The following is a 15,363-nucleotide window of genomic DNA, read 5'->3' as shown; positions in this document are numbered from 1 at the left end:
CGTGCGCGGTGCGGGGCTCTCGTCTTCTGTCCAGGTGGCACCGACCCGCCATGCTCGCCTCGCGGCAAGTGGTCGCTCGTAGCGACGAAGGTTGGGCCCGGGGGCTTGGATCGAGCCGGTGCCACGTCCAAGGTAACAAACGATCCCCGCAAGGCAATTCCCGTCCCGCGAGTTCTTCGCCGCGTCCCGCGCCGGCCGCCCGGCGTTCTCCGGCGGCCCCTTTCCTCGACGGGCGACTTCTCGTATGGTGGAAGTCGTTTTCCGAAAGTGCACGCGAACTCAAAGTTCGCAATCCGGGGCGGCTACCGCGTACTCGGTGGTAGGTGCGACGATCGGACGGCACAACCCAGTTACACGGTGAAAGCAGAGGAAGTCGGCCATGGCAACGGCGCCCAGCGTCTCCTACTCGATGACGGTCCGGCTGGAGGTGCCCGCGGGCGGAACCGCCGTCTCGCAGCTCACCACCGCGGTGGAGGCCGCCGGCGGCTCGGTCACCGGCCTCGACGTCACGGCCTCCGGCCACGACAAGCTCCGCATCGACGTCACCATCGCGGCCGGCTCCACCTCGCACGCCGACGAGATCGTCGAGCAGCTGCGCGGCATCGACGGCGTCAGCCTGGGCAAGGTCTCGGACCGTACCTTCCTGATGCACCTCGGCGGCAAGATCGAGATGGCGTCGAAGCACCCCATCCGCAACCGCGACGACCTCTCCATGATCTACACCCCCGGCGTCGCCCGCGTCTGCATGGCGATCGCCGAGAACCCCGAGGACGCCCGGCGCCTCACCATCAAGCGCAACTCGGTTGCGGTCGTGACGGACGGCTCCGCCGTGCTCGGCCTCGGCAACATCGGTCCGAAGGCCGCCCTGCCGGTGATGGAGGGCAAGGCGGCCCTCTTCAAGCGGTTCGCCGGCATCGACGCCTGGCCGATCTGCCTGGACACCCAGGACACGGACGCGATCGTCGAGATCGTCAAGGCCATCGCCCCGGGCTTCGCGGGCATCAACCTGGAGGACATCTCCGCGCCCCGCTGCTTCGAGATCGAGGCCCGGCTGCGCGAGGCCCTGGACATCCCCGTCTTCCACGACGACCAGCACGGCACCGCCATCGTCGTCCTGGCCGCCCTGACCAACGCCCTGCGCGTGGTGGGCAAGGGCATCGAGAACGTGCGGGTCGTCATGTCCGGCGCCGGCGCGGCCGGCACGGCCATCCTCAAGCTGCTGCTCGCGGCCGGTGTGAAGAACGCCGTGGTCGCCGACATCCACGGCGTCGTGCACGCCGGACGCGCCGACCTGGTCGACGCCGCGCCGGAGTCGGCCCTGCGCTGGATCGCCGACAACACCAACCCCGAGGGCCTCACCGGCACCCTCAAGGAGGCCGTGCACGGCGCGGACGTCTTCATCGGCGTGTCGGCCCCCAACGTCCTCGACGGCGACGACGTGGCCGCCATGGTGGACGGCGCGATCGTCTTCGCGCTCGCGAACCCGGACCCCGAGGTGGACCCGGCCGTCGCCCGCCGGACGGCGGCGGTCGTCGCCACCGGCCGCTCGGACTTCCCGAACCAGATCAACAACGTGCTGGTCTTCCCGGGCGTCTTCCGCGGCCTGCTCGACGCCCAGTCCCGCACGGTCAACACCGAGATGATGCTGGCCGCCGCGCACGCCCTGGCGGACGTCGTCACCGAGGACGAGATCAACCCGAACTACATCATTCCGAGCGTCTTCAACGACAAGGTCGCCGGTGCCGTCGCGGGCGCCGTGCGCGAGGCCGCGAAGGCCGCGGGAGTGGTGGCGTAGGTTCCCCCGACGGGGGCAGGCGGTCCGTGGCGTGGTGGTGAGGATCACCACCACCGGCGGCTCCACCGGCGCGTCGCGCGGCGGCGGGCCTTGTGTCGCCCTCTAGTGTGGCGCAAGGCTCAGGCCCTCTCATCGTGTGACTCCCAAGGGTGTTCTCACGACTCCTGGGGGTGCCGGATTGGCTTTACCGCCGCAGGTGGAGGCAGGATGCCTCCCTGGGCGCGAGGGGTCCGACGACCGACCCGGGTCCGGGGAGTGTCAGAGGCCCCTGGCAGCATCGGCATCGCTGTGCCCAACATGCGGCTCCGCCGCGTGGCACGCCTCAACGGCAAGAAGAACACGGGAGTAACAACATGAACCGCAGTGAGCTGGTGGCCGCGCTGGCCGACCGCGCCGAGGTGACCCGCAAGGACGCCGACGCCGTGCTGGCCGCGTTCGCCGACGTCGTCGGCGACATCGTCTCCAAGGGCGACGAGAAGGTCACCATCCCCGGCTTCCTGACCTTCGAGCGCACCCACCGTGCCGCTCGCACCGCCCGCAACCCGCAGACCGGCGAGCCGATCCAGATTCCGGCCGGCTACAGCGTCAAGGTCTCCGCGGGCTCCAAGCTCAAGGAAGCCGCCAAGGGCAAGTAGGCGCTCCGCCCGGAGTGCCGGGTGACTGCGCGGACCGTCCTCGTGGCCTGCGGGCCGTGGGCGGGTGCGGCGACATCGTGGCTTGTCGCGCAGTTCCCCGCGCCCCTGACGGGGCGCACACAGCACGACGCCGATGGGGCGGTCACCCGGAATCCGGGTGACCGCCCCATCGGCGTCGTGCCGTGCCCGGCTAGCCGAGTGCCTTGCCCGGCAGCTCGACCTTCGCGCCCAGTTCCACGAGCTTCTCCATGAAGTTCTCGTAGCCCCGGTTGATCAGGTCGATGCCGTGGACCCGGGAGGTGCCCTCGGCCGCCAGCGCGGCGATCAGGTACGAGAAGCCGCCCCGCAGGTCGGGGATGACCAGGTCGGCGCCCTCCAGCTTGGTCGGTCCGGAGACCACGGCCGAGTGCAGGAAGTTGCGCTGCCCGAAACGGCAGTCGGAGCCGCCCAGGCACTCGCGGTAGAGCTGGATGTGCGCGCCCATCTGGTTGAGCGCGGAGGTGAAGCCCAGCCGGGACTCGTAGACCGTCTCGTGGACGATGGACAGGCCCGTCGCCTGCGTCAGCGCGACCACCAGCGGCTGCTGCCAGTCCGTCTGGAAGCCGGGGTGCACGTCCGTCTCCAGGGCGATGGACTTCAGCCGGCCGCCGGGGTGCCAGAAGCGGATGCCCTCGTCCTCGATCTCGAAGGCGCCGCCCACCTTCCGGAAGGTGTTGAGGAAGGTCATCATCGACCGCTGCTGGGCGCCGCGGACGTAGACGTCGCCCTCGGTCGCCAGCGCCGCCGACGCCCAGGAGGCCGCCTCCAGGCGGTCCGAGAGGGCGCGGTGGGTGTAGCCGCCCAGCTCGTCCACACCGGTGATGCGGATCGTGCGGTCGGTGTCCATCGCGATGATCGCGCCCATTTTCTGCAGGACGCAGATCAGGTCCTCGATCTCCGGCTCGACGGCCGCGTTGGACAGCTCGGTGACGCCCTCGGCCAGCACGGCCGTGAGCAGCACCTGCTCGGTCGCGCCGACGGACGGGTACGGCAGCCGGATCTTCGTGCCGCGCAGCCGCTGCGGGGCCTCCAGGTACTGGCCGTCGGCGCGCTTCTCGATCTTCGCGCCGAACTGGCGCAGCACGTCGAAGTGGAAGTCGATGGGGCGGCCGCCGATGTCGCAGCCGCCGAGGCCGGGGATGAAGGCGTGGCCGAGGCGGTGCAGCAGCGGGCCGCAGAACAGGATCGGGATGCGCGACGAGCCCGCGTGGGCATCGATGTCGGCGACGTTCGCGCTCTCCACGTGCGTCGGGTCCATCACCAGCTCGCCGGGCTCCTCGCCCGGACGGACCGTCACCCCGTGCAGCTGGAGCAGTCCGCGCACCACCCGCACGTCACGGATGTCCGGCACGTTGCGCAGCCGGCTCGGCGCACTGCCCAGCAGGGCGGCCACCATGGCCTTCGGCACGAGGTTCTTCGCACCGCGGACCCGGATCTCGCCCTCCAGCGGGGTTCCGCCGTGGACAAGCAGTACGTCATCAGCGCCGTTGACGGTCATGAATCTCGCGTTCCGTGGGTTCGGGCAGGGGCCAGAAGGGAAAGGGTAATCGCCTTGTACCCCCCTTCTGTAAGCCTGTGCACGGTCGGGCTACGTCATGGATTCGTCACAACACGTGGCGTTCCCCGGCGCGCACGGGGGGTCACGACCGTGGAGCGCGCGCCGGGTGCGTGTTCACCCCCGTGCCCCCGATTGCCTCCCCACGGGAGGGGAACATGCGGGATCATGTCAGGCATGACCGAGGTGTCCTCGCTCACGGGGCGGCTGCTCGTGGCCACGCCCGCCCTGGCGGACCCGAACTTCGAGCGTGCGGTGGTGCTCCTTCTCGACCACGACGAGGAGGGCTCCCTCGGTGTCGTCCTCAACCGTCCCACACCGGTCGACGTGGGCGACATCCTGGAGGACTGGGCGGACCTGGCGGGCGAGCCGGGCGTGGTCTTCCAGGGCGGCCCGGTGTCGCTGGACTCGGCCCTCGGTGTCGCGGTCGTCCCGGGCGGGGCGTCCGGTGAGCGTGCGCCGCTGGGCTGGCGCCGGGTGCACGGCGCGATCGGCCTGGTCGACCTGGAGGCGCCGCCCGAGCTGCTGGCGCCCGCCGTGGGCGCCCTGCGCATCTTCGCCGGGTACGCCGGCTGGGGGCCCGGCCAGCTGGAGGACGAGCTGGCGGAGGGCGCCTGGTACGTGGTCGAGTCCGAGCCCGGTGACGTCTCCTCCCCGTTCCCCGAGCGGCTCTGGCGCGAGGTGCTGCGCCGCCAGCGGGGAGACCTGGCGATGGTGGCCACGTATCCGGACGACCCTTCGCTCAACTGAAGCCTGTGAGCTTCAGTACCCTTGGCCCTTATGAGCACTCTCGAGCCCGAGCGCGGGACTGGTACGGGGACCCTCGTTGAGCCGACGCCGCAGACGTCCCACGGTGACGGCGACCACGAGCGCTTCGCCCATTACGTCCAGAAGGACAAGATCATGGCGAGCGCCCTCGACGGCACCCCCGTCGTCGCGCTGTGCGGCAAGGTCTGGGTGCCGGGCCGCGACCCCAAGAAGTACCCGGTCTGCCCCATGTGCAAGGAGATCTACGAGTCCATGAGCGGCGGCGGGGACGAGGGCAAGGGCGGCGACAAGAAGTAGCGGTTCCGCCCCAAGAGACTGTCCCGAAGGCCCCCGGAGTGTGCCCGCGCGCACTCCGGGGGCCTTCGCGCGTTCCGGGTGCGGTGCCCCGGCGTCACTAACTGGTTCAGACCTCTTGTGGACATGTTCATGTACTCCCTACTCTCCTGGGTGTTGTGCAGAGCGAAACCGTCATTGCATATGTTGCAACGCACGTCCGGAGGAACACTCCATGAAGCTCGCCCCCCGCCTGGCCGTACTGCTGGCCGCCGCCGTCGTCTCCGCGACCGCCTGCGCCCCCCAGACGTCCGACAACTCCTCCTCCGGCAAGGACGAGAAGAGCGGCACGCTACGGGTCTGGCTCTTCCAGGAAGTCGACACCAAGCCCAAGGAGAAGGTCGTCGACGCGGTCCTCGCCGACTTCGAGAAGGCGCACGAGGACACCGAGGTCAGCGTCGAGTACATCCCCGTCGAGACCCGCGCCCAGCGCATCAAGGCCGCGTTCAACGACCCCAAGAGCGCCCCGGACGTCATCGAGTTCGGCAACACCGACACGGCCGGCTACGTGAAGGACGGCGGACTCGCCGACGTCACCGAGGAGTTCGGTGCCTGGGACGAGGCCAAGGACACCGACCCCACCGCCCGCCAGTCGGTCACGGTGGACGGCAAGGTCTACGGAGCCCCCTACTTCGTCGGCGTCCGCGCCCTGTACTACCGCACCGACGTCTTCGAGGAACTGGACCTCGACGTCCCGCGGACGCTGGCGGAGGTGGCCTCCACCGCCAAGCAGGTCAGGGCCGCCAAGCCCGGGTTGTACGGCCTCGCGGTCGGCGGTGCCTACACCTACGGCGCGATGCCGTTCATCTGGGCCAACGGCGGTGAACTGGCCACCGGCAAGGGCGGCTCCTACGCGGCGGCGATCGACAGCGCCGCCGCGCGCAAGGGCATCGAGGCGTACACGTCGCTGTTCGGCGACGACAACTGCCCGGCCGCCAAGTGCGCCGGCATGGGCGGCAACGACACCGTCACGGCCTTCGCCTCGGGCAAGGCGGCCATGGCGATCGGCGGCGACTTCAGCCACCAGGCCGTGGAGGCCGGCACGGTCAAGGGCAAGTACGCGGTGGTGCCGCTGCCCGGAGTCGAGCCCGGCTCCGTCGCCCCGGCCTTCGCCGGCGGCAACAACATCGGCGTCCTGAAGAGCACCTCGCACCGCACGCTCGCCGTCGACCTGATGAAGCGGCTCGCCTCCAAGAAGGCGCAGGCCGACCTGTTCGAGGCGATGGGCTTCCTGCCGACCTTCACGGACGTGCGCCAGCAGGTGGCCAAGGAGGAGCCGTTCGTGAAGCCGTTCGTGGACACGCTCGCCGCCGGCACGAAGTTCGTCCCGGCCTCGCCGGCGTGGGCGACGATCGACTCCTCGCAGGTGCTGCCGACGATGTTCCAGGAGGTGGTCAGCGGCAAGAAGGACGTCGACGCTGCCGCCGGGGATGCCGCGAAGAAGATGGACGCGGCGTTTGGCTCCGCCGGATGACGGTTTCGCCTAGTAGCTCGGGTGGTGCTGTTCGGGGGCGGGTGCGGGTGCGTCGGGGTACTTCGCGCAGTTCCCCGCGCCCCTTCGGGGGCGCGTCCAGGACCCCCTGGATCTATCTCGCGCCCGCTCTCGTCGTCCTCGGTGGGCTGCTCGTCTACCCCGTCTACCAGCTCGGGCTGATCTCCTTCCTGGAGTACACGCAGGCGCAGGTGTCCGGTGGGGAGGCGACGGCCTTCCGGGGGTTCGGGAACTACGCGGAGCTGTTCGGGGACGGGGAGTTCTGGCGGGTGCTGCTCGCCACCGTCGTGTTCGCCGCCGCCTGCGTCGTGTCCACGCTCGCCGTCGGGTGCGCGCTGGCCGTGCTGCTCACCCGGGTGCGGGCCGTGCCGCGGCTGGTGCTGATGCTGGCCGCCCTCGGTGCGTGGGCCACCCCGGCGGTGACCGGATCCACGGTGTGGCTGCTGCTGTTCGACCCCGACTTCGGACCCGTCAACCGGATGCTCGGCCTGGGCGACCACTCCTGGACGTACGGGCGCTACAGCGCCTTCCTGCTCGTCCTGCTCGAAGTGGTCTGGTGCTCCTTCCCGTTCGTCATGGTGACCGTCTACGCCGGGATCAAGGCCGTGCCCGGTGAGGTGCTGGAGGCGGCCGCGCTGGACGGCGCCTCGCAGTGGCGGATCTGGCGCTCGGTGCTGGCGCCGATGCTCCGGCCGATCCTGGTGGTCGTCACCATCCAGTCGGTCATCTGGGACTTCAAGGTCTTCACCCAGATCTACGTCATGACGAACGGCGGCGGCATCGCCGGCCAGAACCTGGTCCTCAACGTCTACGCCTACCAGAAGGCCTTCGCGTCCTCGCAGTACAGCCTCGGCTCGGCGATCGGCGTCGTGATGCTGCTGATCCTGCTCGCCGTGACGCTGGTCTACCTGCGGCTGCTGCGCCGCCAGGGGGAGGAACTGTGAATCTTCCGCTGCGTCTTCCCCGCCCGCGGGTGCGCCGGCCGTGGCGGCTGGCGGCCGAGGCGTCCGCGCTGCTGATCGCGGTCGTGGTCGCCTTCCCGCTCTACTGGATGGTGCTGAGCGCCTTCAAACCGGCCGGCGAGATCGAGTCGAGCGAACCGCGGCCGTGGACGCTGGCGCCCACCCTGGACTCCTTCCGGCGGGTCTTCGGGCAGCAGGAATTCGGCCGTTACTTCCTCAACAGCCTGCTCGTGGCGGGCACCGTCGTGGTCGCCTCGGCGCTGATCGCGTTCCTCGCGGCGACGGCGGTGACGCGATTCCGGTTCCGTTTCCGGACCACCCTGCTCATCATGTTCCTGGTGGCCCAGATGGTGCCCGTGGAGGCGCTCACCATCCCGCTGTTCTTCCTCATGCGGGACGCCGGCCAGCTGAACACCCTGGGCTCGCTGATCCTGCCCCACATCGCCTTCTCGCTGCCCTTCGCGATCTGGATGCTGCGGGGCTTCGTGAAAGCGGTGCCGGAAGCCCTGGAGGAAGCCGCCCACATGGACGGGGCGAGCCGCTCGCGATTCCTGTGGCAGATCCTTTTCCCGCTGGTCTTCCCGGGGCTCGTGGCGACCAGCGTCTTCTCCTTCATCTCGACCTGGAACGACTTCCTGTTCGCCAAGTCGTTCATCATCAGCGACACCTCGCAGTCGACGCTGCCGATGGCTCTGCTGGTCTTCTACAAGCCGGACGATCCCGACTGGGGCGGCGTAATGGCCGGCTCCACGGTGATGACGATTCCGGTGCTGGTCTTCTTCGTACTCGTACAACGACGACTCGTCTCCGGCCTCGGCGGAGCGGTAAAGGACTGACGTGACGGACGTGACGGACGTGATTCCCCAGCCCGTGCAAGTGACCTCCGGCGAGGGCGGTTTCTTCACCCTCGGTCCGGAGACCGGGGTGGTGGCGGACGAGGGCACCGGGACGACCGAACGGTGGCTGCGCGCCACGCTGGGCGCGGCGACCGGCCTGCCGCTGGCCCCCGGCACGGGGGACGACGGCGTGATCCGCCTGTCCCTCGACGCCGCACTGCCCGACGAGGGCTACCTCCTCGACGTCGCACCGACCGGCGTGCGGCTGACCGGCGGCGGGCCCGCCGGCCTCCTCTGGGGCGCCCAGACGCTGCGGCAGCTGCTCGGCCCGGACGCCTTCCGGCGCGCGCCGCTGCCCGACCGCCGGTGGCGGCTGCCGTTGGTCCGGATCGAGGACGCGCCCCGCTTCCGCTGGCGCGGACTGATGCTGGACGTCGCCCGGCACTTCATGCCGAAGGACGGCGTCCTGCGCTACCTGGACCTGATGGCCGCCCACAAACTCAACGTCCTGCACTTCCACCTGACGGACGACCAGGGCTGGCGCGTCGAGATCAGGCGGTACCCGAAGCTCACCGAGACCGGCTCCTGGCGGGCCCGCACCAAATACGGCCACCGCGCCTCGCCGCTCTGGGAGGACAAACCCCACGGTGGTTACTACACCCAGGAGGACATCCGGGAGATCGTCGCCTACGCCGCCGAACGGCACATCACCGTCGTCCCCGAAATCGACGTACCGGGCCACTCGCAGGCGGCGATCGCCGCGTATCCGGAACTCGGCAACACCGATGTGATCGACACCACCGCGCTCTCCGTCTGGGACACCTGGGGCGTCTCCCCGAACGTACTCGCGCCCACCGAGAACACACTGCGGTTCTACGAGGGCGTGTTCGAGGAACTCCTGGAGCTTTTCCCCTCGGAGTTCATCCACATCGGCGGCGACGAATGCCCCAAGGAGCAGTGGCGGCGCTCGGCCACGGCGCAGGCCCGCATCAGGGAACTCGCGCTGGCCGACGAGGACGAACTCCAGGCCTGGTTCATCCAGCACTTCGACACCTGGCTGAGCGAACGCGGACGCCGGCTCATCGGCTGGGACGAGATCCTGGAGGGCGGTCTCGCCAAGGGCGCGGCCGTGGCCTCCTGGCGCGGGTACGCCGGCGGGATCGCCGCCGCGCGCGCGGGGCACGACGTGGTGATGTGCCCCGAGCAGCAGGTGTACCTGGACCACCGGCAGCACGCAGGGGAGGACGAGCCGGTGCCGATCGGCTTCGTGCGCACCCTGGAGGACGTGTACCGGTTCGAGCCGGTTCCGGCGGAACTGACACCGGACGAGTCCGGACATGTGATCGGCACCCAGGCGAACGTGTGGACCGAGGTGATGGAGAACCAGGCGCGCGTCGACTACCAGACCTTCCCGCGGCTCGCCGCGTTCGCCGAGGTCTCCTGGAGCGCCCTGCCCGCCCCGGCCGACCGGGACTTCGACGCCTTCGAGGGCCGGATGGCCGCCCACTACCGGCGACTTGACGCCCTGGGCGTCGCCTACCGGCCGCCCGGCGGTCCACTGCCCTGGCAGCGGCGCCCCGGCGTGCTCGGGCGGCCGCTCGACGGACCACCACCGAACAAGTAAGGAGAAAGCCCCCGAACGTCACCTGAGAGTGGCAACTCGCGCGCATCGCGCGTAGGTCCGATCACCGGCGATCCCCAGGTATACCCGCTGTCTTGTGGACGAGTCGGGCGAATGCCTCCTAGCGGACCCCTGCGTTCGGCCCCTGCAAAGATGTGCCAGAGTTGCCACGTCCGCCCTGTCAGGTCGTACCGTACGGCCACATGGGCGGGACCAGGTGGGACAGCGGGAAGGGGCAGTCGGTTTGACCACGCACGCACCGCAGGCGGCGCAGGCCGTCACGCTGCCCACGACTCTGGACGAGGCCGTGGCGGCACTGGCCGCCATGCCCGCCGCCGTCCCCGTCGCGGGCGGCACCGACCTGATGGCCGCGGTCAACTCCGGCCAGCTCAGGCCCGCCGCGCTGGTGGGCCTCGGCCGGATCAGCGAGATCCGCGGCTGGCAGTACCAGGACGGCCACGCGCTGCTCGGCGCGGGCCTCACCCACGCCCGCATGGGCCGCCCCGACTTCGCCGCGCTCATCCCGGCGCTGGCCGCCGCCGCGCGGGCCGCCGGACCGCCGCAGATCCGCAACGCCGGCACCCTGGGCGGCAACATCGCCTCCGCCGCCCCCACCGGGGACGCGCTGCCGGTGCTGGCCGCCCTGGAGGCCACGCTGATCATCGCGGGCCCGGACGGGGCCCGCCGGGAGATGCCGGTCTCGCACCTGCTGGCCGGCATGGAGATGCTCCGCGCGGGCGAGCTGATCGGCTACGTGCGCATGCCGCTGCTGCACGCGCCGCAGGTCTTCCTGAAGGCGACCGGCCGCACCGGCCCGGGCCGCGCCACGGCCTCCGTCGCGCTGGTCCTCGACCCCGCCCGGCGCGGGGTGCGCTGTGCCGTGGGCGCCATCGCGCCGATGCCGCTGCGGCCGCTGGAGGCCGAGCAGTGGGTGGCCTCGCTCATCGACTGGGACAACGGCCGCGCGATCGTCCCGGAGGCGCTGCACGGCTTCGGCGAGTACGTCGCCGCCGCCTGCATCCCCGACCCGGCCCCGGCCGAGGACGGCTCCGTGGCGCAGCTCCCGCCCGCCGTACTGCACCTGCGGCGCACCGTCGCCGCGCTGGCCCGACGAGCACTGGGGAGGGCGCTGACGTGACCGACGACCAGCACGGCGACCGGCACGGCGACCGGCACGACGGGCACGGGGAGGCCGGGCCCCCGAGCGGCGGACGCTGGGACCCGCTGCCCCAGGGCGACTACGACGACGGCGCCACCGCCTTCGTGAAGCTCCCCGAGGGCGGCGTGGACGCGCTCTTCGCCTCCTCCGACACCCCGCTCGCCGCGCCCGGACACGGCTACGTGCCGCCGCAGATCACGGTCACCCCCGCCGCCGGAACGGACCCGGCCGCCACCGGCTCCTGGACGATGCCGACCGCCCCCGTGGACGGCACCCAGTGGCATCTGCCGGACGGCGGGCACGAGCACGCCGCCCAGCAGGGATACGGCGGCTACCCGCCCCAGCACGACCCCTACGGCGGCGCCACGCCGTACGACGCGCACGCCGGGCAGGGCGAGGGCGAGGGGTTCACCTACCGCCCCGGCGCCACCGGCCAGTGGGACTTCTCCGAGGCCGCGCCGCCCGAGGAGGCGGAACCGGGCTCCGGCCAGGACGTGACCGGACAGTGGTCCATCCCCGTCGCCGGCGGGGACCTGCCGGACGAGTCGGGCGAGTTCACCGCCTCCGCCCTGGCCGAGCAGTGGGGCACCGGCGCCCCGGCCACCCTGCCCGGCGGTGCCACCGCGCCCTGGGCGACCCAGCCCGCCGCACAGCCGTGGGGCGACCACGGCCCCGGAGCCGGGCCGGACGCCGACGGACCGCGCACCCCCGGACACCCCGCCGATCCCTACGCCAACGCACCCGCGGCCGACGCCGGTCCCGAGGCGCCGGCGGCGCACCACCCGGCGGCCGACGGCCCCCGTGGCACCGACGAGGCCCCTGAGGGCCCCGTGGAGCGCCCGGCGGACCCGGCCGAGGACGAGGGCGCGGAATCGGGCCCGGAGGCCGCGGAGGAGCCCGTACGGGGTCCGGCCGCGGTCGTCGCCGACGATCCGGCCGACCCCGCCGTCCCGGCCGAGGGAGCCGAGGCCGCGGAGAACGCCGAGAACGCCGAGAACGCCGAGAACGCCGAGAACGCCGAGACCGCCGGCGAGGCGCACACCGACGCCCCCGCCGACGCGGAGACGGACGCACCCGCGGGCGTGCAGCCCGCCCCGCCCGCCGACGGCGAGCACGCCCCCGCCGCCGCGCACGAGGAACACCCCCTCGCCTCCTACGTGCTGCGGGTCAACGGCACCGACCGGCCCGTCACCGACGCCTGGATCGGCGAGTCGCTGCTCTACGTGCTGCGGGAGCGGCTCGGCCTCGCGGGCGCCAAGGACGGCTGCTCGCAGGGCGAGTGCGGCGCCTGCAACGTGCAGGTCGACGGACGGCTCGTCGCCTCCTGCCTGGTCCCGGCCGTCACCTCCGCCGGCAGCGAGGTGCGGACGGTCGAGGGTCTGGCCGCCGACGGGCAGCCGTCGGACGTGCAGCGGGCGCTCGCCCGGCGCGGCGCGGTGCAGTGCGGCTTCTGCGTGCCCGGCATGGCGATGACCGTGCACAACCTCCTGGAGGGCAACCCGGCGCCCACCGACCTGGAGGCCCGCCAGGCGCTGTGCGGCAACCTGTGCCGCTGCTCCGGGTACCGCGGTGTCCTGGAGGCGGTCCAGGAGGTCGTCGCCGAGCGCGAGGCGCACGCCGACGCGCACACCGGCGCGGACGGCGACGAACCCCGCATCCCGCACCAGGCCGGCCCCGGCGCCGGCGGCGTCAACGCGTCGGCCTTCGAGCCACCGCCCGGCGCGCCCGACGCCCCGCCACCGCACGACCAGCCCTACGGCGGCCGCCCCCAGGACGGCCACCCGTACGACCGGAACCACGGCCAGGACGGAGGCCACGCGTGAGCAACGACGCCGCGACTGCGGAGGCCGCGGGAACCGCCGAGGCGCCGCCCCCCGTCGCCGAGCCCATCCCGCACGGCCTCGGCGCGTCCCTGCCGCCCGCCGACGCGCGCGCCAAGACCGAGGGCACCTTCCCGTACGCCGCCGACCTGTGGGCCGAGGGACTGCTGTGGGCGGCCGTCCTGCGCTCACCGCACCCGCACGCGCGCATCGTGTCCATCGACACCACCCACGCGCGCGAGATGCCCGGCGTCCGCGCCGTCGTCACCCACGAGGACGTGCCCGGCGCCGCGCTGCACGGACGCGGCCGCGCCGACCGCCCGGTCTTCGCCTCCGACGTCGTACGCCACCACGGAGAGCCCCTCGCCGCCGTCGCCGCCGACCACCCCGACACCGCGCGGATGGCCGCCGCCGCCGTCATCGTCGAGTACGAGGTGCTCGACCCGGTGATCGACCCCGAGCAGGCCTTCGAGGCCGAGCCGCTGCACCCCGACGGCAACCTGATCCGGCACATCCCGCTGCACCACGGCGACCCCGACGCGGCCGGCGAGATCGTCGTCGAGGGCCTGTACCGCATCGGCCGCCAGGACCCCGCGCCCATAGGGGCCGAGGCCGGCCTGGCCGTGCCGCGCCCCGACGGCGGCGTGGAGCTGTACCTGGCCTCCACCGACCCGCACGGCGACCGGGACGCGGCCGCGGAGTGCTACGGCCTGACCCCGGAACAGGTGAAGATCGTCGTCACCGGCGTGCCGGGCGCCACCGCCGACCGCGAGGACCAGGGCTTCCAACTGCCCCTCGGGCTCCTCGCGCTCAGGACCGGCTGCCCGGTGAAGCTCACCGCCACGCGCGAGGAGTCCTTCCTCGGCCACGCCCACCGGCACCCCACCCTCCTGCGCTACCGCCACCACGCCGACGCCGAGGGCCGGGTGGTGAAGGTCGAGGCGCAGATCCTGCTCGACGCGGGCGCCTACGCCGACACCTCGTCGGACGCGCTGGCCGCCGCGGTGGCCTTCGCCTGCGGGCCGTACGTCGTCCCGAACGCCTTCATCGAGGGCTGGGCCGTGCGCACCAACAACCCGCCCTCCGGGCACGTGCGCGGCGAGGGCGCCATGCAGGTGTGCGCCGCCTACGAGGCGCAGATGGACAAGATCGCCAAGAAGCTGGGCCTGGACCCGGCCGAGGTGCGGCTGCGCAACGTGCTGGCCACCGGGGACGTGCTCCCCACCGGCCAGACCGTCACCTGCCCCGCCCCGGTCGCCGAACTCCTCCAGGCCGTGCGGGACTTCCCGCTGCCCGCCCTGCCCAAGGACACCCCCGAGGACGAGTGGCTGCTGCCCGGCGGCCCCGAGGGCGCCGGCGAACCGGGCGCGGTGCGGCGGGGCGTGGGCTACGGCATCGGCATGGTGCACATGCTCGGCGCCGAGGGCGCGGACGAGGTCTCCACCGCCACCGTGAAGGTCCAGGACGGCGTGGCTACCGTGCTGTGCGCGGCCGTCGAGACCGGCCAGGGCTTCACCACGCTAGCCCGGCAGATCGTGCAGGACACCCTCGGCGTCGACGAGGTGCAGGTGGCGCCCGTCGACACCGACCAGCCGCCGGCCGGCCCGGGCTGCCGCGGCCGCCACACCTGGGTGTCGGGCGGCGCGGTGGAACGGGCCGCGAAGATGGTCCGCACCCAGCTCCTCCAGCCGCTGGCGCACCAGTTCGGGATGTCGACCGAGCTGCTCCAGATCGCCGACGGCAAGATCACCTCGTACGACGGCGTGCTGTCGACCACCGTCGCCGAGGCGCTGGACGGCAAGGAGCTGTGGGCCACCGCCCAGTGCCGCCCGCACCCCACCGAACCGCTGGACGGGACCGGCCAGGGCGACGCGTTCGTCGGCATGGCCTTCTGCGCGATCCGCGCGGTGGTCGACGTCGACATCGAGATCGGCTCGGTGCGGGTGGTGGAGCTGGCCGTGGCGCAGGACGTCGGCCGGGTGCTCAACCCCGCCCAGCTGACCGCGCGGATCGAGGCCGGTGTCACGCAGGGCGTGGGCATCGCGCTCACCGAGAACCTGCGCACCCCGCGCGGCCTGATCCGCCACCCCGACCTGACCGGCTACGCCCTGCCGACCGCGCTGGACACCCCCGACATCAGGATCGTGAAGCTCGTCGAGGAACGCGACGTGGTCGCCCCCTTCGGCGCCAAGGCGGTCAGCGCGGTGCCGGTGGTGGCCTCCCCGGCGGCCGTCGCGTCCGCCGTGCGCGCGGCCACGGGCCGCCCGGTCAACCGGCTGCCGATCCGGCCCCAGGCCGCGGTGGTCACGGCCGGCTGACCTCCCCGGCCCCCGGAGGCAACGCGCGCG

General features: G+C 72.3%; 12 protein-coding genes. 11 read left to right on the top strand and 1 reads right to left on the bottom strand.

Features of this window, described 5'->3' with window-relative positions:
• Positions 1–379: 379 nt before the first annotated feature.
• Together IE108_RS11880 and IE108_RS11875 are read left to right on the top strand one after the other, a co-directional pair.
• A complete protein-coding gene (locus tag IE108_RS11880; protein WP_064728165.1) occupies positions 380–1,795 on the top strand; it encodes an NAD-dependent malic enzyme in 1,416 nt (471 codons plus the stop codon).
• Between the two features lie 353 nt (positions 1,796–2,148).
• Positions 2,149–2,430 (top strand): HU family DNA-binding protein, encoded by a 282-nt coding sequence (locus IE108_RS11875; protein WP_003990598.1) that lies wholly within the window; start codon positions 2,149–2,151, stop codon positions 2,428–2,430.
• 190 nt (positions 2,431–2,620) lie between these two features.
• Here the strand turns inward: IE108_RS11875 and murA are convergent, their stop codons facing one another.
• Complete coding sequence (murA, locus tag IE108_RS11870; protein WP_064728164.1) at positions 2,621–3,967, bottom strand: UDP-N-acetylglucosamine 1-carboxyvinyltransferase; 1,347 nt, start codon at positions 3,965–3,967, stop codon at positions 2,621–2,623.
• Positions 3,968–4,201: 234 nt separating this feature from the next.
• Between murA and IE108_RS11865 the strand changes: the two genes are divergently transcribed.
• The 9 genes from IE108_RS11865 (at position 4,202) to IE108_RS11825 (ending at position 15,333) form a co-directional block, all read left to right on the top strand.
• On the top strand, positions 4,202–4,774 hold the full coding sequence (locus IE108_RS11865) for a YqgE/AlgH family protein (protein ID WP_064728163.1): 573 nt from the start codon (positions 4,202–4,204) through the stop codon (positions 4,772–4,774).
• Positions 4,775–4,804: 30 nt separating this feature from the next.
• The gene (locus IE108_RS11860; RefSeq protein WP_030402030.1) at positions 4,805–5,089 is read left to right on the top strand and encodes a DUF3039 domain-containing protein; all 285 of its coding nucleotides are present in this window, start codon (positions 4,805–4,807) and stop codon (positions 5,087–5,089) included.
• Positions 5,090–5,300: 211 nt separating this feature from the next.
• Entirely contained in the window at positions 5,301–6,599 is a 1,299-nt protein-coding gene (locus tag IE108_RS11855; RefSeq protein ID WP_064728162.1) for an extracellular solute-binding protein, read from the top strand.
• Complete coding sequence (locus tag IE108_RS11850; protein WP_064728161.1) at positions 6,596–7,561, top strand: carbohydrate ABC transporter permease; 966 nt, start codon at positions 6,596–6,598, stop codon at positions 7,559–7,561. Before IE108_RS11855 ends, IE108_RS11850 begins: the two co-directional genes overlap by 4 nt.
• Positions 7,558–8,415: a carbohydrate ABC transporter permease gene (locus tag IE108_RS11845; protein WP_064728160.1), complete on the top strand. Its 858-nt coding sequence runs from the start codon at positions 7,558–7,560 to the stop codon at positions 8,413–8,415. Before IE108_RS11850 ends, IE108_RS11845 begins: the two co-directional genes overlap by 4 nt.
• Before the next feature lie 10 nt (positions 8,416–8,425).
• A complete protein-coding gene (locus IE108_RS11840) occupies positions 8,426–10,039 on the top strand; it encodes a beta-N-acetylhexosaminidase (protein WP_373296961.1) in 1,614 nt (537 codons plus the stop codon).
• A gap of 241 nt (positions 10,040–10,280) precedes the next feature.
• Positions 10,281–11,174: an FAD binding domain-containing protein gene (locus tag IE108_RS11835; protein ID WP_064728158.1), complete on the top strand. Its 894-nt coding sequence runs from the start codon at positions 10,281–10,283 to the stop codon at positions 11,172–11,174.
• The gene (locus IE108_RS11830; protein WP_064728157.1) at positions 11,171–13,018 is read left to right on the top strand and encodes a 2Fe-2S iron-sulfur cluster-binding protein; all 1,848 of its coding nucleotides are present in this window, start codon (positions 11,171–11,173) and stop codon (positions 13,016–13,018) included. The genes IE108_RS11835 and IE108_RS11830 overlap by 4 nt, the downstream gene beginning before the upstream one ends.
• Positions 13,015–15,333 carry a xanthine dehydrogenase family protein molybdopterin-binding subunit gene (locus IE108_RS11825; RefSeq protein ID WP_064728156.1) on the top strand — a complete coding sequence of 773 codons (2,319 nt, stop codon included), beginning with the start codon at positions 13,015–13,017 and terminating at the stop codon, positions 15,331–15,333. Before IE108_RS11830 ends, IE108_RS11825 begins: the two co-directional genes overlap by 4 nt.
• The last annotated feature ends 30 nt before the right edge of the window (positions 15,334–15,363 follow it).

This window comes from Streptomyces parvulus (assembly GCF_014648855.1).
Lineage (GTDB): Bacteria > Actinomycetota > Actinomycetes > Streptomycetales > Streptomycetaceae > Streptomyces > Streptomyces parvulus.
This window is presented reverse-complemented; position numbering and strand designations above follow the sequence as displayed.

Coding starts and splice junctions, on each gene's coding strand:
- IE108_RS11850 (WP_064728161.1), top strand. CDS start 6,596: ATGACGGTTTCGCCTAGTAGCTCGGGTGGTGCTGTTCGGGGGCGGGTG.
- IE108_RS11880 (WP_064728165.1), top strand. CDS start 380: ATGGCAACGGCGCCCAGCGTCTCCTACTCGATGACGGTCCGGCTGGAG.
- murA (WP_064728164.1), bottom strand. CDS start 3,967: ATGACCGTCAACGGCGCTGATGACGTACTGCTTGTCCACGGCGGAACC.
- IE108_RS11855 (WP_064728162.1), top strand. CDS start 5,301: ATGAAGCTCGCCCCCCGCCTGGCCGTACTGCTGGCCGCCGCCGTCGTC.
- IE108_RS11875 (WP_003990598.1), top strand. CDS start 2,149: ATGAACCGCAGTGAGCTGGTGGCCGCGCTGGCCGACCGCGCCGAGGTG.
- IE108_RS11865 (WP_064728163.1), top strand. CDS start 4,202: ATGACCGAGGTGTCCTCGCTCACGGGGCGGCTGCTCGTGGCCACGCCC.
- IE108_RS11860 (WP_030402030.1), top strand. CDS start 4,805: ATGAGCACTCTCGAGCCCGAGCGCGGGACTGGTACGGGGACCCTCGTT.